The 19,385-nt window shown below is 35.7% G+C and carries 14 protein-coding genes; 10 read left to right on the top strand and 4 right to left on the bottom strand.

The window, feature by feature from the left end:
• Positions 1–40 precede the first annotated feature (40 nt).
• Positions 41–844 carry a glutamate dehydrogenase gene (locus IWX83_RS03630; RefSeq protein ID WP_196827715.1) on the bottom strand — a complete coding sequence of 268 codons (804 nt, stop codon included), beginning with the start codon at positions 842–844 and terminating at the stop codon, positions 41–43.
• Positions 845–1,120: 276 nt separating this feature from the next.
• On the opposite strand from IWX83_RS03630, the gene gdhA reads away from it, so the two are divergent.
• From gdhA to IWX83_RS03600, 6 genes are all read left to right on the top strand, one after another.
• Positions 1,121–2,464 (top strand): NADP-specific glutamate dehydrogenase, encoded by a 1,344-nt coding sequence (gdhA, locus tag IWX83_RS03625; RefSeq protein ID WP_073352836.1) that lies wholly within the window; start codon positions 1,121–1,123, stop codon positions 2,462–2,464.
• Positions 2,465–2,589: 125 nt separating this feature from the next.
• Positions 2,590–4,878, top strand: a complete 2,289-nt coding sequence (locus tag IWX83_RS03620) for a T9SS type A sorting domain-containing protein (protein ID WP_196827713.1) — start codon at positions 2,590–2,592, stop codon at positions 4,876–4,878.
• Between the two features lie 62 nt (positions 4,879–4,940).
• Entirely contained in the window at positions 4,941–5,654 is a 714-nt protein-coding gene (gene recO / locus IWX83_RS03615; RefSeq protein WP_196827711.1) for a DNA repair protein RecO, read from the top strand.
• Between the two features lie 330 nt (positions 5,655–5,984).
• Entirely contained in the window at positions 5,985–9,443 is a 3,459-nt protein-coding gene (ileS, locus tag IWX83_RS03610) for an isoleucine--tRNA ligase (RefSeq protein WP_196827709.1), read from the top strand.
• A gap of 6 nt (positions 9,444–9,449) precedes the next feature.
• Complete coding sequence (locus IWX83_RS03605) at positions 9,450–9,830, top strand: TraR/DksA C4-type zinc finger protein (protein ID WP_196827707.1); 381 nt, start codon at positions 9,450–9,452, stop codon at positions 9,828–9,830.
• An 85-nt stretch (positions 9,831–9,915) separates the two neighbouring features.
• On the top strand, positions 9,916–10,515 hold the full coding sequence (locus IWX83_RS03600; RefSeq protein WP_073352845.1) for a lipoprotein signal peptidase: 600 nt from the start codon (positions 9,916–9,918) through the stop codon (positions 10,513–10,515).
• A gap of 63 nt (positions 10,516–10,578) precedes the next feature.
• Here IWX83_RS03600 and IWX83_RS03595 read toward each other — a convergent pair whose 3' ends face one another.
• Genes IWX83_RS03595 through IWX83_RS03585 form a run of 3 tightly spaced genes read right to left on the bottom strand, consistent with a single transcriptional unit; the run spans position 10,579 to position 12,353 of the window.
• Positions 10,579–10,776 (bottom strand): hypothetical protein, encoded by a 198-nt coding sequence (locus IWX83_RS03595; RefSeq protein WP_073352846.1) that lies wholly within the window; start codon positions 10,774–10,776, stop codon positions 10,579–10,581.
• 43 nt (positions 10,777–10,819) lie between these two features.
• A complete protein-coding gene (locus IWX83_RS03590) occupies positions 10,820–11,389 on the bottom strand; it encodes a 5-formyltetrahydrofolate cyclo-ligase (protein WP_196827705.1) in 570 nt (189 codons plus the stop codon).
• On the bottom strand, positions 11,376–12,353 hold the full coding sequence (locus IWX83_RS03585; protein ID WP_084129542.1) for a succinylglutamate desuccinylase/aspartoacylase family protein: 978 nt from the start codon (positions 12,351–12,353) through the stop codon (positions 11,376–11,378). The genes IWX83_RS03590 and IWX83_RS03585 overlap by 14 nt, the downstream gene beginning before the upstream one ends.
• A 137-nt stretch (positions 12,354–12,490) precedes the next feature.
• Between IWX83_RS03585 and uvrC the strand changes: the two genes are divergently transcribed.
• The 4 genes from uvrC (at position 12,491) to hppD (ending at position 19,285) form a co-directional block, all read left to right on the top strand.
• On the top strand, positions 12,491–14,293 hold the full coding sequence (gene uvrC / locus IWX83_RS03580; RefSeq protein ID WP_196827703.1) for an excinuclease ABC subunit UvrC: 1,803 nt from the start codon (positions 12,491–12,493) through the stop codon (positions 14,291–14,293).
• A gap of 36 nt (positions 14,294–14,329) precedes the next feature.
• On the top strand, positions 14,330–16,528 hold the full coding sequence (locus tag IWX83_RS03575; protein WP_196827701.1) for a patatin-like phospholipase family protein: 2,199 nt from the start codon (positions 14,330–14,332) through the stop codon (positions 16,526–16,528).
• A gap of 183 nt (positions 16,529–16,711) precedes the next feature.
• Positions 16,712–17,869: a homogentisate 1,2-dioxygenase gene (locus IWX83_RS03570; RefSeq protein ID WP_132066390.1), complete on the top strand. Its 1,158-nt coding sequence runs from the start codon at positions 16,712–16,714 to the stop codon at positions 17,867–17,869.
• A 255-nt stretch (positions 17,870–18,124) separates the two neighbouring features.
• Complete coding sequence (gene hppD / locus IWX83_RS03565) at positions 18,125–19,285, top strand: 4-hydroxyphenylpyruvate dioxygenase (protein WP_196827699.1); 1,161 nt, start codon at positions 18,125–18,127, stop codon at positions 19,283–19,285.
• Positions 19,286–19,385 lie beyond the last annotated feature (100 nt).

The following is a 19,385-nucleotide window of genomic DNA, read 5'->3' as shown; positions in this document are numbered from 1 at the left end:
GGAAGGGATTGGAGCTTTTTTATATGTCATTATGGGAATGCTATTGTAAGTAATAAATATAACCTACATTGAACCAAACCAACCAGTCATTTGCTTTGTTTTCTTTATAAATCTCCGGATTTGGATTTAAACCATCAACCCAATTGGAAAAGAAATATTGGAATCTTAAATCGACCATTAGATCTGATAATGGAGTTAATTTATAACGGGTTCCTACACTAGAAACAACAGACCACACGGTGCTACTTTCGGTAGAAAAACCATAAGGTCTACCATCAGTTGGGGTTAAATATTTTGGAAAAGTAGTTAAAGGAGTTCCTAGTGGACCTAGCGTTGATGAAGCCTTAGCATTGTAATAGCTAAATTGCCCGCCAAGACTTATAAATGGGCCTAAACTTCCTGTTCTAGCTGTAAAATCACGAATGCTCCATGGGAAAAATTCAAGTTGCATACCAAGATTAGTTACTGCGGTACTTCCAGTCATAGCTTTCAATTGCTCTTTTCCTAGTGAAGGTTTTCCTTCTACGTATTCTCCAAAATGGTGTAATTCGGTTTTATTATAGGATAGTTCGGACCTAAGTTTAAAGTGGTCATTAAAATACGTTTCAGGGGTGTAGCAATTGCAGTTGGCTTTATAGGAAAAGTTTAAATAATGTATCAGTCCAATACCTATTCCCGTATTTCCGGCATTAGTTGACAAGTCATAACGCTCACCATAATCAGATTGAAAAGCAACCGGCCCAGCAATTACTCCAACTTCATGCGAAAACCCGCCGAATTGCGCATGTGAATCAGTAGAAAACCCAATAAAGAGTAGTAAAAGTGGTATTATCTGTTTGATCATTAGGGGTAAAATTTTCAAATCCCGACAAATATATAAAAACATCATTTATTAATTATATAAAATAAAAATTAAAAATAAGCAGACAAAATCTTATTTACTTACGAAAGTGGTGGTAATTCGCTTTAAAAGGGTATATCTTAAACAGAATTGTTTGTGAATGGATATTAAAAAGATAATTCTATTGATAAATAAAAAAAACTACGGCCGAATATTTTTATAAAATGTATCTTTGTGCATAATAACGAAATCGTTTTCTTAATTAATAATTTATAATCTATGTTACTAAAAGTAAATGATTTTATGGCTCAAGTTGAAGCCAAGAATCCAAATGAACCTGAATTTATTCAAGCTGTTAGGGAATTTGCAGAAACTGTAATTCCATTTATTGCAGAGCAAAAAAAATACGACGGAAAAAACTTGCTATTAAGAATAACTGAGCCAGAACGTTCAATTATATTTCGTGTTCCATGGGTAGACGATATGGGTGAAATCCAGGTTAATAGAGGTTTCAGAATTCAAATGAACTCTGCAATTGGGCCTTACAAAGGCGGAATTCGTTTTCATCATACCGTAAATTTATCGGTACTTAAATTTTTAGCATTTGAACAAGTATTCAAAAATAGTTTGACCACTTTGCCAATGGGCGGAGGAAAAGGAGGATCTGATTTTGATCCACAAGGAAAATCGGATGGGGAAGTAATGCGTTTCTGTCAGTCTTTCATGACAGAATTGTGCAGACATATTGGTCCGCAATTAGACGTTCCAGCCGGAGATATCGGAGTGGGAGCAAGAGAAATTGGGTATTTATTTGGTCAATACAAAAGAATAAAAAACGAATTTACTGGAGTTCTAACAGGTAAAGGGTTGGCATACGGAGGTTCCTTAATTAGACCGGAAGCTACAGGATACGGCGTTGTTTATTTTGCAGAACAAATGTTAAAAACTATTGGTCAAAGTATAAATGGCAAAACCGTTGCTATTTCTGGATTTGGAAACGTAGCATGGGGAGTAGCACTGAAAGTAAACGATTTAGGAGGAAAAGTGGTTACTATTTCAGGGCCTGATGGTTATATTTATGACGAAGAAGGAATTTCTGGCGATAAAATTGATTTTATGCTTGAAATGAGAGCAAGAGGTGATAATAGAGCGGAAGCTTATTTAGAAAAATATCCAAAAGCAGTTTTCCATAGAGGCAAAAGCGTATGGGAAGTTAAAGTAGATATTGCAATTCCTTGTGCGACTCAAAATGAGTTAAACGAAGAAGATGCTATAAACTTAATTGCAAATGGTGTTATTTGTGTAACTGAAGCTGCAAATATGCCTTGTACGTTAGAAGCTATCAAACAATTCTTGAATGCTAAAGTGCTTTTTGCACCAGGTAAAGCAGCAAATGCTGGTGGTGTAGCAGCTTCAGGATTAGAGATGACTCAAAACTCGATTCGTTTGAACTGGACTAGCGAAGAAGTGGATGGTAGATTAAAAGAAATCATGGTTGGAATCCACAATCAATGTAAAAAATACGGTACAGACGAGGAAGGATATGTGAACTATGTAAAAGGGGCAAATATTGCTGGATTTGTAAAAGTGGCTGACGCTATGTTAGCGCAAGGAGTGGTGTAAATCAACAAGATCTATAATTTAAAATGCCTTCAGCCAATGTTATTGGTCGAAGGCATTTTTATTATGTAACAAAAGGCTAAGACTTTCGTTTGTTCTATATTTGTAAACTAATATTTAGGCAAATAATGAAAAATAATGTACTCTATTTTTTACTGCTCCTTTCTACGCAAATAGGGTTTTGCCAAAACAATTTGTTATGGCAGGGTTATTTCTCCTATACCGAAATCAAAGATGTCTCAGAATCAGCAACCGCAGTTTTTGCGGCATCTGAAAATGCATTATTCTCTAAAAACACAACAACAAACGGAATTAAAACAACGAATACTATTGATGGACTTTCAGGGCAAACCATTTCTGCGGTGTACCACAGCGTGAAATTCAATAAAACAATTGTGGGTTATGAAAATGGACTGATAATTGTAATTAATGAATTGGATGGTAGCCTGTTGAATGTAGTCGATATTGTGAGCAAACAACTTCCATCAGATATAAAAAAAATCAATCACTTCATGGAATTTGAAGGCATTGCTTATGTTTCTTGTGACTTTGGGATTGTTCAATTCAATCTGAATACGCTGCAATTTGGAGACACTTATTTTATAGGGGATAATGGTGCAGAAATAATAGTAAATCAAACCACACTTTTTAATGGGTTTATTTATGCGGCTACTAACCAGGGAATAAGGAGAGCGTCAGTTTCCAATGTAAATTTAATCGATTTTAAGCAGTGGACAACCATAGCAACAGGAAGCTGGTCTAGCGCTACCACTTTTGGTACCGATTTATATGCCATAAATAACTCTGGATTCATTCATAAATTTAATTCGGTTTCTAATTCTTTCAGTGGAATTATCCAGCTCTCTCAGCCTGCATTAGACCTGAGAGCAACAGCAGGATATTTGATTGTAACAACTTTGAATAGTATCTATATTTACAACAGTCAAATGGACTTAGTGCGCCAGATAAATACAGGCCAAATCCCGGAAAGTAATGTGGCATTCACTTGTGCCACCATAGTAGGGGATACTATTTTTATTGGGACAAAAGAAAACGGATTGATTACAGCCTCACTTTCTTTAGCTTCAAGTTTTGAGAACATAACGCCTATTGGTCCTTCGAGAAACAACATATTTGCCCTTCAAACTACACCTAACGTTCTTTGGGCAGTATATGGAGATTATTCAGCTGATTATAATCCCTATCCTTTGAATAGTTATGGAGTGAGTAAGTTGAATGAAAGCGGATGGTTGAATATTCCGTATGAAAAAGTTTTTGGTGCGCAATCGATTACCAGAATTACAATAAATCCAAGTGATGAAAACCAAGTGTACGCTAGTTCTTTTTTTTCGGGATTATTAAAAATTGAAAACGATGAACCTAAAATTTTGTATAACCAAACGAATAGCGGTTTAGAGTCTTTGACGTTTGTAGGTCCCAATTATATTGATATAAGAGTCAATGGAACCGTGTTTGATAAATCTGGAAATCTCTGGGTTACCACCAGCCGAATAAAAAACGGATTGAAAGTATTGAAAACAAATGGACAATGGCAAAGCTATGCAATGGACGTTATTCTAGAATCAGCCATAGATAATAATTTTGGGACAATCGCCATTGATAAAAATGGAACAAAATGGCTCTCTACTAGTGGAGATGGTGTTATTGGTTTTAATGAAAGTACGTTTAAATTCAAGAAAATAACAACAGGTCCAGATGCTGGGAATTTGCCGATATCTAATGTCAGAACAGTTGCGGTAGATGCCAGAAACCAACTGTGGATAGGAACTACAAAGGGATTACGGGTTTTGTCCAATGTAGGGAGTTTTCAATTGGAAGATCAAATGACCGCTAATCCAATCATTATTTTAGATGATAATCTGGCTCAAGAATTATTATACGAACAGTTCATTACTGATATTGCTGTAGATGGAGCCAATAACAAGTGGATAGGCACCGCTGACTCAGGGCTGTTTTTAGTTTCACCTAACGGACAGGAAACCAAATACCATTTTACGATAAACAATTCTCCTTTGCCTAGTAATGTTATCAATGATATTGATATCAACAGTACCACCGGAGAAGTTTTTATTGCAACTGCTAAAGGTTTGGTTTCCTTTAAAGGCACTGCAACTTCGGCAAATGATGATTTAAGTAAGGCGTATGTGTATCCAAATCCAGTAAGGCCCGAGTATACAGGAACCGTTAAGATTGCAGGTTTAATAGATAGAGCGAATGTGAAAATTACGGATATTGGAGGAAATCTGGTTTATGAAACTACTTCGCAAGGAGGCACAATAGAATGGGATACCACCGCTTTTGGTAAATATAAAGTAACCTCTGGTGTGTATATGATTTTTATTTCGGCGCAAGACGGTGTAGAAACCAAAGTAAAAAAAGTAATGATAATAAGATAAATTACGAATTAATAATTACGAATTCCAATTCGTAATTTCGTAATTATTAATTCGTGATTAAAATGCAAGTTAAAACAAAAGCGATAGTTCTCTCCTCCTTAAAATTTCAGGAAAAAAGCTTGATTGTAAAATGTTTTACGCTATCTCATGGGTTGAAATCGTACTTTGTTCGGGATGCTTTTTCGAGCCGAAAAGCCAATCAAAAAATAGCCTATTTCCAGCCATTGACGATACTCGAAATCGAGGCAGTTCATAAAAACAAAGGCACTTTGGAAAATTTCAAGGAGATAAAAATCGCTTCGGCTTTTCATTCCATTCACTCGGATATTTATAAAAGTACCATTGTGATGTTTATCTCCGAAATGCTGCACCATTCCATTCATGAAGAAGAGACAAATGAGGCACTTTTTAATTTTCTTGAGGCCGCTTTAAATTGGTTAGACAACCATGACGAAATTGCTAATTTTCATTTAATTTTATTGTTAGAAACCACAAAATATTTAGGTTTTTATCCAGACACTTCGGATATGGATATGCCTTTTTTCGAAATGAATGAAGGTATTTTCACGCCTTTTCATGCAATCAGTTCGCTCACCGAACACGAAAGTAATTTGTTTAAAAAACTGATTGACTTAAAATTCGATAACAATCAAAAAACATTTCATGTCCTCGAAAGACAAATTGTTTTACGAATTCTTATTGATTATTATAGTTTTCATTTGGATGGTTTCAAAAAACCAAAATCTTTGGATGTTTTGAAGGAAGTTTTTTCCTAGAAAGTATTTGAAGGATATCGTAACGCGTGGACTGAAATGATAGAAACGTCAATTCAAGTATTTTTGCGAAACAAGATTAAGTTAAAAAATGTATCAAGAACCGTTTTTTGCGATAATTTTTAATGTTCTTGATATGATTTTCTTTCAAATATCAATCTAAGTTATGGATACTAATCATTAAAAACTAGTCACTGTCAACGGGTTGTTTTATTTCATTGAATTATCAGCTTAATAAATCGATTTTGCCTTAAAGCGTAACTTTCGACCTACGACTTTCGACTTTCGATTTTAATTTATTACTTTCGCACTTCGATTAAAGAAAAGGATAAAATGAGCACAAAATTTACTGAATACAAAGGACTTGACTTACCTACTGTAGCGTCAGAAGTACTAGATTTTTGGAAAAAAGAAAATATATTTGAAAAGAGTGTAACCACACGCGAGGGCAATCAACCGTTTGTGTTTTTTGAAGGGCCACCTTCTGCAAATGGATTACCAGGAATTCACCACGTAATGGCACGAGCCATTAAAGATATTTTTTGCCGGTATAAAACGCAAAAAGGGTTTCAAGTAAAGCGCAAAGCAGGCTGGGACACCCATGGTTTACCAGTAGAATTAGGTACTGAGGCCGCATTAGGAATTACTAAAGAAGATATAGGAAAAACTATTTCTATCGAGGAATATAACGAAGCGTGTAAAAAAACCGTGATGCGTTATACCGATGTATGGAATGATTTGACCGAAAAAATGGGATATTGGGTAGATATGGAAGATCCGTATGTGACTTATAAATCCAAATACATGGAAACGGTTTGGTGGATTTTGAAACAAATCTATAACAAGGATTTGATGTACAAAGGCTACACTATCCAGCCGTACTCTCCAAAAGCAGGAACAGGATTGTCTTCTCATGAAGTGAATCAACCAGGAAGTTACCGTGATGTAACGGATACGACTGTTGTGGCACAATTTAAAGTGATTGATGCGCACAAAGACTTATTGTTCTCCAAGTTTTACGATTACATCAGTTCGAATAATTTACTGCATTATAAGTTAGAAGCTTTGGATTTAGACGAAGTTTTTATCTTGGCTTGGACTACTACACCTTGGACTTTACCAAGTAATACTGCTTTGACTGTAGGTCCAAAAATTGAATATGCATTAGTAAAAACATTTAATCAATATACGTTTCGTCCGGCAACATTGATTTTAGCTAAGAATTTAGTTGGAAAACAATTTGGAAAAGGGTTCTTCGAAAGTTCAGATCCTGCTGACTTTGAAAATTTTAAAGAAGGCGACAAAAAAATTCCTTATCAAGTTTTAGCAGAATGCAAAGGAGCGGATTTAGTTGGAATTAAATACGAACAACTGATGCCATTGGTACTTCCATATCAGAATGCTGAAAATGCTTTTAGAGTAATAGCAGGTGATTTTGTTACTACGGAAGATGGAACAGGAATTGTACACACTTCGCCTACTTTTGGTGCAGATGATGCTAAAGTGGCAAAAGAAGCATCACCAGAAATCCCACCAATGTTAGTTTTAGACGTAAATGGAACTCCGGTTCCTCTAGTAGACTTGCAAGGTAAATTTGTTCAAGGACTTGGGGGTTTGTCTGGGAAATACGTAAAAAATGAATATTATAACGAAGGAGAAGCTCCAGAAAGGTCAGTAGATGTTGAAATTGCCATTCAGTTAAAAGAAGAAAATAAAGCGTTTAAGGTAGAAAAATACGTGCACAGTTATCCGCATTGCTGGAGAACAGATAAGCCTATTTTATATTATCCTTTAGATTCTTGGTTTATAAAAATTACCGAAGTAAGAGATAGAATGTTCGATTTGAACGAAACCATCAACTGGAAACCAAAAGCTACTGGAGAAGGCCGTTTTGGGAATTGGTTGAAAAATGCCAATGATTGGAATTTATCCCGATCTAGATTCTGGGGAATTCCATTACCAATTTGGAGAACCGAAGAAGGGACCGAAGAAATTCTAATAGGTTCGGTCGAAGAATTATACAACGAAATAGAAAAATCAATCACTGCTGGCTTCCAAAAAGAAAATCCTTTTAAAGGCTTCGAAATTGGAAATATGGCCGAATCAAATTATGATTTGGTTGATTTACATAAAAATGTAGTGGATGAAATTATTTTGGTTTCTCCTTCTGGAAAACCGATGACTCGGGAAGCTGATCTAATTGATGTTTGGTTTGATTCAGGTTCCATGCCGTATGCACAATGGCATTATCCTTTTGAAAATAAAGATAAAATTGACCAAAACAAAGATTTCCCAGCTGATTTCATTGCTGAAGGGGTAGATCAGACACGAGGATGGTTTTATACGTTGCATGCCATTGGAACTTTGGTTTTTGATAAAGTTGCGTACAAAAATGTAGTTTCAAACGGATTGGTTTTAGATAAAAACGGACAAAAAATGTCTAAACGTCTAGGAAATGCCGCAGATCCATTTGAAACATTAAAAGAATACGGTCCTGATGCGACGCGGTGGTATATGATTTCCAATGCCAATCCTTGGGATAACTTGAAGTTTGACTTAGAGGGAATAGCTGAGGTCCGTAGAAAATTTTTCGGTACATTATACAACACCTATTCGTTCTTTAGTTTGTATGCTAATATTGACGGTTTTAAATTTGAAGAAGCGGAGATTCCAGTAAACGAAAGACCGGAAATTGACCAGTGGATTATCTCAGAATTGAATACGTTGATTAAAGAAGTAGATGGTTTTTATGCGGATTACGAACCAACAAAAGCGGCTCGTGCCATCTCTGAATTTGTTCAGGAAAACTTGAGTAACTGGTACGTTCGTTTGTGTAGAAGACGCTTCTGGAAAGGGGAATATGCACAGGACAAAATCGCCGCGTATCAAACTTTATATACCTGTTTGTTGACCATAAGTAAACTCGGTGCACCTATTGCTCCGTTCTTCATGGACAAACTTTACAGAGACTTAACGTTAACAACACGGTCAGAAAAGTACGACAGTGTACATTTGGCAGAGTTTCCAATTTCGGTTGAAAACTATGTTAATAAAATGTTAGAGAGTAAAATGGAGAAAGCGCAAACCATTTCATCATTGGTTTTATCACTCCGAAAAAAGGAAATGATAAAGGTGCGTCAACCGTTGCAAAAGGTAATGATTCCGGTACTTGACAACAATCAAAGAGCTGAAATTGAAGCCATTTCTGAGCTTATAAAAGCTGAAGTAAACGTGAAAGAAATCGTACTTTTGGATGATGCTTCGGGTATTTTAGTAAAACAGATTAAACCTAATTTTAAAGCGCTCGGGCCCCGTTTTGGAAAGGATATGGGCTTGATTTCTAAGGAAATACAAGGTTTTTCGAAAGAGCAAATTGCTCAATTAGATAAGGAAGGAAGCCTGGATATTGTTATTGCAGGAAATAACGTAACTTTAACCGTAGAAGATGTAGAAATTACGTCACAGGATATTGAAGGTTGGCTGGTTGCCAACTCAAATGGAATAACGGTTGCGCTTGACATTACAATTTCAGAAGCCTTGAAACAAGAGGGAATTGCTAGAGAATTGGTAAATAGAATTCAGAATATCCGTAAAGATTCTGGATTTGAAGTTACGGATAAAATCAAGGTTCAATTGAAAAGAAATGGACTCTTGGAAGAAGCGATTCTTAAAAATGAAGACTATATTAAATCGGAAACATTAACGAGTGATTTAGTTTTTGTTGATGTCTTAGAATTGGGTACTGAAATAGAATTTGACGATATAAAAACAATGCTATTAATTTCTAAATAATATAAAATGGTAGATGAAGCTACAAGATACTCTGATGCTGATTTAGCGGAGTTTAAAGTGATAATACTGAGTAAAATACAAAAAGCACAATCCGATTTAGATTTGATTAAAAGTGCTTATATGAATGATTTGAATAATGGTACCGATGATACGTCTCCAACATTCAAAGCGTTCGAAGAAGGTAGTGAAACCATGTCAAAAGAGGCAAACTCACAACTGGCGATTCGTCAGGAGAAGTTTATTCGTGATTTGAAAAACGCCCTATTCCGTGTAGAGAATAAGACCTACGGCGTTTGTAAAGTGACCGGAAAATTGATAGGGAAAGAAAGATTAAAAATCGTTCCTCATGCTACCATGAGTATTGAAGCAAAGAACTTGCAACGATAAACCTTCTGTTAAACAAGATTTAACGCTCCTTTGGGAGCGTTTTTTTTGATTAAATTGCTATTTTTGCGCCATTAAAATTTATAAAATGTCATTACGAAAAGCGTATCTCCTTATTTTTATCTTATTGCTTGTTGATCAAGTTTCTAAAATTTATATCAAAACCAATTTTATTTTAGGAGAAGAAGTAGAAGTCTTCAGATGGTTCAAAATTCTATTCATTGAAAATGAGGGAATGGCCTGGGGAACTAAAATCCCGGGAACTTATGGTAAATTGTTCCTGACGCTTTTTAGATTAGTGGCCGTAGGCGGAATTGGGTATTGGTTGTGGGATTCTGTGGAGAAAAAACACAGCTCCAATTACTTAATTGTAGCAATATCTTTAATTTTTGCAGGTGCTTTTGGTAATATTATCGATTCTGTTTTTTACGGTGTCATTTTTGATGACAGTCAACAACAACTGGCTACCTTGTTCTCAGATCAACCGTATGGAACTTGGTTTCATGGTCAAGTAGTAGATATGTTTTACTTTCCTTTTTGGCACGGAACTTTACCAAGTTGGTTGCCAATTTGGGGCGGAAAAGAATTTACTTTTTTCAACGCCATCTTCAATATTGCCGATATGGCAATTTCTACCGGAGTTGGAATCTTGATTTTCTTTAATAAAAAAGCATTTCATCACGAATAGATTCAACGTTTTTTATAACATACAAAAAAAGACCTGTTCATGATTTGAACAGGTCTTTTTTGGTTAATTTTTATTATGTCCCGGGGCGTAACGTTTTGCGCTTTTTCCTCCGTATATTTTTTTAGCCTGACCTGGTGGAAGTCTTTTAGCTTTGTAGGTAGATCTGCTCGTTCCAGTGTGAATGCTGCAGTTTGAAAAGGAAACTGCAAAAAGAAGTACCATGATACTTACCGCTACTCTTGAATTTTTAAATGTTCTCATAACTTGATTAAATTTTATCTGGTGCGAAAGTACAGATTAAAAGTTAAAACGAGTAAACTCTATCTGGAGTAACACAATAATTTAGGGCTATATCACCTTCAAAAATACCTTCAATCAGTTCTTCAGCTTCAAAAAAAGAAAGGCCTATTTTGATAGTGTCGGGTTTGCATTCGGATAGAAATTTATCATAAAATCCTTTTCCATAACCCACACGATGTCCTTTTTTGTCGAATGTTAGAAGGGGGACAAATACAACGTCGATTTTAGTTGACGGAATTTCTATTCCATCGATAGGCTCTGGGATATTATATTCATTTTTCTTGATTTTTGTGTTGTCTGTCAGAAGAAAATGACTCATGTTTCTCGTCGTAAAATCACTTTTAGAAATAATAATGTCCTTGTCTTTTCCAGATAGCAAGTGTAAAATAAATTCGGTGTTGACTTCTTTGTGTTCGGAAATGGGCAGGAAAATATGAAAATAGTTTTTTTCCCAAATCGGAATGGTAAGCAGTTTATTGGCAACAGCCAAGCTCATTTCTTCCACTTCATCTTCCGAAAGGTTTTGTCGAAGATTTTTGTATTTTATTCTTAATTCTTTTTTAGTGCTTTGCATTTAAAATGGTCTTTGAAATATGATAAATGGCATCGCCTTGATACACGATTGGAGCTTGGTTTCCGTTGATGATAAACCCGTCATTTGGAGCTTTTATTTTGCGTTCAAATTTCCCAAATGGATCTGTTATTGTTGCCAATACAGTGCCTTTTGCAACAAATAAACCTATAAAACCGTTGTCGTGCAGTAAGCCTGAACATTTTGCACGGATCCAGGCTGATTTTTGAATGTAAATGGTCTTTTTTTCTGGACTCTTGACAACATGATTCTCAGCTAACATGTTAAGATGTGATAGAATGCGTTTAGCGCCTTCAACCCCAGCATGGGCTACTGGATAATCGATATTTAGTGATTTTCCACCTTCAAAAAGGAGCATTTTTACATCTAGCTTTTGACTGGCATTTCTAAAACTTCCAGCAATATTATTAGAAAACAAAGTGAAGGGAGCATTAAAGACATCGGCTAAATCTTTAAGCGCTTCGTTATTTGGAGCTAACCTGATTTGCGGAGCATTAAATCGACTGGCGCCACCAGCATGAAAATCAACGGCATAATCTATAATTGGCATTATTTCAGTTAGAATGTGATAGGCAAATCGACTCGCTAAAGAACCTTTTTTGCTTCCTGGAAAAACTCTATTCAAGTCTCTGCCGTCTGGAAATTCCCTAGATTGATTTACAAAACCAAACATATTGATTACGGGAATACAGATGATAGTGCCTATTTTTGGTTTATTTATTTTTTTGGTGATTAACTGCCTTACAATTTCAACTCCATTTATTTCATCACCATGAATTCCTGCTGAAAAGAGTATGGTAGGTCCTTCAATTTTTGACCGTTGAACAACTATAGGGATTTTGAGTTTTGTAGCATTGTGTAGTTTCGCAATTTCCATGTAAATAGTTTTACTTTGTCCAGGCAAAATAGTTTCTCCTAAAATACTAATGGTTTTTGAGTTTTTCATATTGAATTAAAAGCTAAAAATAGAAATAATTATTTTGAATTCGTAAATTTGAAACGAAATAAGTAACGGTTTGTAAAATTAACAGCCTTGCTAAGGAAAGTCGCATAAAACGACACTTTTTTTGAAATAAATAAACCATGCAAAACCCAACTCTTGAACTTCAAATCCAAACTTTACCAGACAATCCTGGAGTATACCAGTATTATGATAAGGAAGGGAAAATTTTATATGTGGGCAAAGCCAAAAATCTTAAAAAAAGAGTTTCCTCTTATTTTAATAAAATTCATGATACGGCGAAAACCAATGTGCTCGTAAAGAAAATTGTAACCATCAGACACATCGTTGTTCCTACAGAAACGGATGCGCTTTTGTTAGAAAATAACCTGATAAAAACGCTGCAACCGCGCTATAACGTTTTGCTGCGAGATGACAAAAGTTACCCTTGGTTGTGTATTAAGAAAGAACCTTTTTCCCGAATTTTTGCCACACGCAGAATGGTCAAAGATGGATCGGAATATTTTGGGCCGTATACCAGTTTCAAAACCGTAAGTACTATTCTGGATCTGATTAAAGAGTTGTATCCACTCCGAACTTGTAATTATGATTTGAGTAAAAGCAATATTGAAAGTGGGAAATTCAAGGTTTGTCTCGAATACCATATTGGCAATTGCATGGGGCCTTGTGAAGGTCATGAGACTTTGGAAAATTACCAAAAACAAGTAGATGCGATTCGTGAAATCTTGAAAGGGAACTTCAAGGAAAGTATGAAGGATTTTAAGCGAGTCATGACGAATCTGGCAGCCGACATGCATTTTGAAGAAGCGCAGAAAATAAAAGAAAAAATAGAAATCCTGGAGAATTACCAATCGCGATCCACAATTGTAAATCCAAAAATCACCAATATCGATGTGTTTTCAATTGTCTCGGATGAAAGTGCGGCATACGTAAACTTTTTGCAAATTTCCCATGGTTCGATTATTCGTTCTCATACGATGGAAATCAAAAAGAAATTGGATGAAAGTGACGAGGAATTACTAGAATTGGCGATAATAGAACTGAGAGAACGTTTTCAATTGTTGTCTCGAGAGGTGATTGTTCCGTTTCATGTGGATTTGGGCGAAAACATCAAAATTACAATCCCGCAATTGGGAGATAAAAAACAAATTCTGGACTTGTCCGTTCGCAACGCTAAGTTTTATCGAATTGAACAACTCAAACAACTGCAAATTGTAGATCCTGATCGCCATACCAAAAGAATTATGGCACAAATGCAAAAAGACTTGAGGTTGCCTGTTGAGCCAAGACACATAGAATGTTTTGATAATTCGAATATTCAAGGAACGAATCCAGTCGCTGCTTGTGTAGTTTTTAAAGATGGAAAACCAAGCAAGAAAGATTACCGTCATTTTAATATTAAAACGGTTGAAGGACCAGATGATTTTGCTTCGATGACCGAAGTGGTTTACCGAAGATACAAACGATTAGTAGAAGAAGAACAGCCTTTGCCTCAATTGATTATTATTGATGGAGGAAAAGGGCAACTGTCATCCGCGTTGAAGAGTATAGACGCATTGGGTTTAAGAGGGAAAATCACCGTTATTGGGATTGCCAAAAGGTTAGAAGAGTTATTCTATCCCGGCGATTCTGTTCCGTTGTATTTGGATAAAAGATCGGAAACCTTAAAAATAATTCAACAATTACGAAACGAGGCACACCGTTTTGGGATCACGCATCACCGCGATAAAAGGAGTAAAACGGCATTGAATTCGTCGATTGAGTCTATTCCGGGAATTGGAGAAAAAACAATGCTGGCTTTGATTCAGCACTTTAAAAGTGTTAAAAGATTAAAATTAGCAACAGAAAAAGAAATTTCGGACGTTATAGGTATGTCAAAAGCCAAAAAAATTGTCGAATTTTACAAGACAACAAATGAAATTTAATACTACCTAATTCTGCTAAGAGACAAATTGCTGCTTATGAAGAAAATCGCATTATTATTGATTGTTTTTACCAGTCTGACGGTATTTTCGCAAGAGCAAAAAAGACCTAAAATAGGTTTAGTTTTAAGTGGTGGTGGTGCAAAGGGATTTGCTCACATAGGTGTTTTAAAAGTACTAGAAGAAGCAGGAGTCAAGATCGATTACATTGGCGGGACCAGTATGGGCGCGGTTGTTGGGGGTCTTTATGCCTCGGGATATAATGCATCCCAAATAGATTCTATTTTTCAAGCTACAAATTTCAATGAGTTAATCAACGATTTTATTCCCAGATCTTCAAAGAATTTTTACGAAAGAAGAAATGATGAGCTGTACGCTTTAGTTTTACCGTTTAACAAAATGAAAATTGGGATTCCGGAAGCCTTGTCTAAAGGGATGTACAATTATAATTTATTAAGTAGGATTACCAGAAACGTGAGGGATGTTAAGGATTTTAACCAACTGTCCATTCCTTTTTTGTGTATTGCCACCAATGTTGAAACCGGTGAAGAAGTACTCTTAAACAAAGGGAATTTGGCTCAGGCTATGATAACCAGTTCTGCTTTTCCTTCTTTATTTTCCCCTGTGGAAATTAATGGAAAAATTTTGGTAGATGGTGGAGTAGTCAATAATTATCCCATTGAAGAGGTACGAAAACTAGGCGCAGACATCATTATAGGTGTTGACGTTCAAGATGGTTTGCTAGATCGAACGCAGCTTAAAGATGCTACTAAAATTTTAGTCCAAATCACTAATCTTCATTCTATAGAACGAATGACGAAAAATATTGCGAATACGGATATTTACATAAAACCCGATATTTCACAATATGGTGTGATTTCATTTGATAAAGGCAAAGAAATAATTAAAAAAGGAGAAGAGGCTACATTTGCTGTTTTTGAGGAGCTAAAAAAACTAGTTGATGAATCTAATCCTTACATCAAGCCTAAACTGAAGCTACATTCTGATAGCCTACAAATTAGTGCTATAAACAGCAATGATTTAGATAATTATACGAAAGAATATATCAGTGGAAAATTAAGATTTAAGCCAGGAGCAAAAATTGTTTATGATGACTTATTAAAGGGGATTAATAATATCAATGCCTCACAAAATTTTAGCGCTATCTCTTATTCCTTGGAAACTAATCAAGGAGCGGTAGACTTAAATATTAATTTAAAGGAAAACGAGACAAAGACTTATCTGAAATTCGGAATGCACTATGATAATTTGTTTAAAAGCGGTGTACTAGTAAATTTAACTCGTAAAAAAACACTTTTTAAAAACGACATCGCCTCTTTGGATATTATTTTGGGAGATAATTTCAGGTACAATTTAGACTATTACATTGAAAACGGATTTAATTTGAGTTTTGGTTTTAAATCACATTACAACCAGTTTAATAGAAATGTAGCGAAAGAAATAAGCAGTATCGCTTTTAATAATCCCAATATCAACGCTGTCAATGTTGATTTTAGCGACATGACTAATCAAGTGTATTTCCAGTCTTTGTTTGTTCAGAAATTTTTGATTGGAGGTGGCGTGGAACTCAAATATTTAAAGATAAAATCGGAAACATTGGCCAATGTGAATCCAACAATTGACAATAGTAACTATTTAAGTCTTTTTGGTTATTTGAAATTTGATTCTTTTGATAACAAATATTTCCCCAAAAAAGGGTGGTATTTTGCAGGTGATGTCCAATCCTATTTGGTTTCTTCTAACTATACGGGCGATTTTCAACCCTTCTCTATTGCTAAAGGGGACTTTGCAGTAGCAGCAACCTTATTTAAAAATGCTACTGTCAAATTCCAAACTGATGCAGGTTTTTCTTTTGGTCAGGAAAGTGTTGCTTTTTTCAACTTTATTCTGGGCGGTTACGGATACAATCCACTTAATAATTTCAAATATTTATATGGTTATGATTATTTGAGTTTGGTCGCTAATAGTTATATAAAATCAACAGGCACGGTCGATTATGAGTTTTATAAAAAGAATCACATCAACTTTTCAGCAAATTTTGCTAATATTGGAGATCGAATTTTTGAGACCGTGGATTGGATTTCTATCCCAAAATATTCTGGATATGCCGTTGGATACGGTTTAGAAACGGTAATTGGACCAGTAGAAATAAAATATTCGTGGTCCCCAGAACAGCCTAAAGGATTTACCTGGTTCAGTATTGGCTTTTTGTTTTAAATTTAATTTATTTCAATAATAATTCCGATATTTGTTATAATGAAAACAAAATGGCTAGGTTTATTAGAGTATCTTCAATTCCTTATCAAGAGAAATCCGGAATAAGGACTCTTTTTTTTGATTTAGCATAGCACTTAATAAAGTAATCTAAACTTTAATTTGTTACACTTTAAAAAAAAAATCATGCCTTTATATCATAAATTAGGGAGTTTTCCCCAAAAAAGACACACACAATTCGAAAAACCAAACGGCGGTTTGTACTACGAACAACTCTTTGGAACAGAAGGTTTTCATGGTCATTCTTCATTGTTGTATCACGTTCACAGACCAACACAGGTAAAAGAAATTCTAAAATCTTATTCGGTTGAACCTAAAATTGCCATTGGAAAAAACATTAAATCACTACTGTTAAAAGGTTTTGAGTTAAAACCAGAAGATGATTTTCTAGACAGTCGGAAAGCGATGTTGGTCAACAAGGATTGTACGATAGGATTAGCCGCTCCAAGACAATCATTACGCAACTATTTCTATAAAAATGCCGATGCGGATGAAATGATTTTCATTCATAAAGGAAAAGGAAAATTGCGCACCATGATGGGAAATATTCCTTTTGAATATGGAGATTATCTGATTATTCCTCGCGGAATGATTTACCAAATTGATTTTGAAACTTCGGAAAACAGATTGTTCTACGTCGAATCCTTTGCGCCTTTTTACACGCCAAAACGTTATAAAAACGAATCAGGGCAACATTTAGAGCATTCTCCTTTTTGCGAACGCGATTTTATTTTGCCAAACGAGTTAGAAACACATGATGAAAAAGGCGATTTCCTGATCAAAATCAAGAAAGAAGGAATGATGCATGAAGTGGTTTATGCCACGCATCCTTTTGACGTTGTGGGTTGGGACGGATATAATTTCCCTTACGGATTTAGCATTCATAATTTTGAGCCTATAACGGGGCGCGTTCATCAGCCGCCACCGGTGCATCAAACTTTCGAAACAGCAACTTTTGTGGTTTGTTCTTTTGTTCCAAGGTTGTACGATTACCACCCAAAATCTATTCCAGCGCCTTACAATCATAGCAATATCGACAGTGATGAGGTTTTGTATTATGTAGATGGCGATTTCATGAGTCGTAATAATATTGAGCAAGGTCACATTACATTGCACCCAAAAGGCATTCCCCACGGACCCGCACCAGGAGCCATGGAACGCAGTATAGGTCATACAGAAACGCACGAATTAGCTGTAATGGTCGATACGTTTCGCCCGTTGATGGTCACCGAAGAAGCGATGGGACTAGACGATGGTCAGTACTATAAATCTTGGGTAGAATAATTCATTGCAAGGGACGAAGTAATCGCATTACAATTGTCATCCTGAGCGTAGTCGAAGGAAGGAGCTATTTCCTGCTATTCGTTGCAATCTTTTTTTCGGTTAAAAAACCTCAAAAAAGGATTTTCACTGCTATCAGGGCTATGGATTTAGAGTAAACAACAACATAATTTTAAATTAATAAATCCGTGTACATCAGTTTTATCCGCGGTATCCGCGTTCCAAAACTAGAAGTGCCGAATCAAAAAATAAATTACAATGAGCAAAGAAGTAAAATCAGTAGAATACGGACTAGAAAAAATATTTGAAGGAGCACAAGATTTCCTTCCTTTACTAGGAACCGATTATGTAGAATTCTACGTAGGAAACGCAAAACAATCGGCACATTATTACAAAACCGCTTTCGGTTATCAGTCATTGGCGTACGCCGGATTAGAAACCGGAGTTCGAGACAGAACCTCGTATGTGTTAAAGCAAGATAAGATTCGTATTGTATTAACAACGCCTTTAACACAGGATTCTCCTATTCATGACCATTTGCAAAAACACGGTGATGGAGTGAAAGTGGCGGCTCTTTGGGTTGAAGACGCTACAAGCGCTTACGAAGAAACTATGAAACGTGGAGCGCGCTCTTTTATGGAGCCAACGGTTGAGAAAGATGAATTTGGAGAAGTAGTACGTTCCGGAATTTATACCTACGGAGAAACGGTACATATTTTTGTGGAGCGTAAAAACTATACGGGTGTCTTCTTACCGGGCTACAAAGAATGGAAATCCGATTACAATCCAGAGCCAACAGGATTAAAATATATCGACCACATGGTGGGAAATGTAGGTTGGAATGAAATGAATACTTGGGTGAAATTCTATGAAGACGTGATGGGATTTGTGAATTTCCTATCTTTTGATGACAAGCAAATCAATACCGAATATTCGGCCTTGATGAGTAAAGTAATGTCTAATGGAAATGGTAGAATCAAATTTCCAATCAACGAACCAGCTGAAGGAAAGAAGAAATCACAAATTGAAGAATATTTAGATTTTTATGGTGGACCTGGAATTCAGCACATCGCTATTGCTACGGATGATATTATCAAAACAGTGTCGCAATTAAAAGCAAGAGGAATCGAATTTTTATCTGCTCCACCGCACACTTATTACCAAGCTATTCCAGAACGATTGGGTGACCACATGAAAATGATGAAAGAAGACCTGAATGAAATCGAGAAATTAGCCATTATGGTTGATGCGGATGAAGAGGGCTATTTACTGCAGATTTTCACTAAACCGGTACAAGATAGGCCTACCTTGTTTTTTGAAATTATTCAAAGAATGGGTGCCAAAGGTTTTGGTGCAGGGAACTTCAAAGCGCTTTTTGAATCAATTGAACGAGAACAGCAATTGCGAGGAACGTTGTAAATAGGTGTTATTTTTACACATTGTGAAAAAATAACCGATGAACAACCTGTATTTTTGTAAATGTTGTGTTAAACTTTATTTTTAACAAATATAACTAGTT

It is taken from the genome of Flavobacterium sp. CG_9.1 (genome assembly GCF_015751645.1).
In the GTDB taxonomy this organism is placed as follows: domain Bacteria; phylum Bacteroidota; class Bacteroidia; order Flavobacteriales; family Flavobacteriaceae; genus Flavobacterium; species Flavobacterium xanthum.
Note: the sequence above shows the minus strand (reverse complement) of the source record. Positions and strands in the feature narration are given on the sequence as shown.

Coding starts and splice junctions, on each gene's coding strand:
- IWX83_RS03630 (WP_196827715.1), bottom strand. CDS start 844: ATGATCAAACAGATAATACCACTTTTACTACTCTTTATTGGGTTTTCT.
- gdhA (WP_073352836.1), top strand. CDS start 1,121: ATGTTACTAAAAGTAAATGATTTTATGGCTCAAGTTGAAGCCAAGAAT.
- IWX83_RS03620 (WP_196827713.1), top strand. CDS start 2,590: ATGAAAAATAATGTACTCTATTTTTTACTGCTCCTTTCTACGCAAATA.
- recO (WP_196827711.1), top strand. CDS start 4,941: ATGCAAGTTAAAACAAAAGCGATAGTTCTCTCCTCCTTAAAATTTCAG.
- ileS (WP_196827709.1), top strand. CDS start 5,985: ATGAGCACAAAATTTACTGAATACAAAGGACTTGACTTACCTACTGTA.
- IWX83_RS03605 (WP_196827707.1), top strand. CDS start 9,450: ATGGTAGATGAAGCTACAAGATACTCTGATGCTGATTTAGCGGAGTTT.
- IWX83_RS03600 (WP_073352845.1), top strand. CDS start 9,916: ATGTCATTACGAAAAGCGTATCTCCTTATTTTTATCTTATTGCTTGTT.
- IWX83_RS03595 (WP_073352846.1), bottom strand. CDS start 10,776: ATGAGAACATTTAAAAATTCAAGAGTAGCGGTAAGTATCATGGTACTT.
- IWX83_RS03590 (WP_196827705.1), bottom strand. CDS start 11,389: ATGCAAAGCACTAAAAAAGAATTAAGAATAAAATACAAAAATCTTCGA.
- IWX83_RS03585 (WP_084129542.1), bottom strand. CDS start 12,353: ATGAAAAACTCAAAAACCATTAGTATTTTAGGAGAAACTATTTTGCCT.
- uvrC (WP_196827703.1), top strand. CDS start 12,491: ATGCAAAACCCAACTCTTGAACTTCAAATCCAAACTTTACCAGACAAT.
- IWX83_RS03575 (WP_196827701.1), top strand. CDS start 14,330: ATGAAGAAAATCGCATTATTATTGATTGTTTTTACCAGTCTGACGGTA.
- IWX83_RS03570 (WP_132066390.1), top strand. CDS start 16,712: ATGCCTTTATATCATAAATTAGGGAGTTTTCCCCAAAAAAGACACACA.
- hppD (WP_196827699.1), top strand. CDS start 18,125: ATGAGCAAAGAAGTAAAATCAGTAGAATACGGACTAGAAAAAATATTT.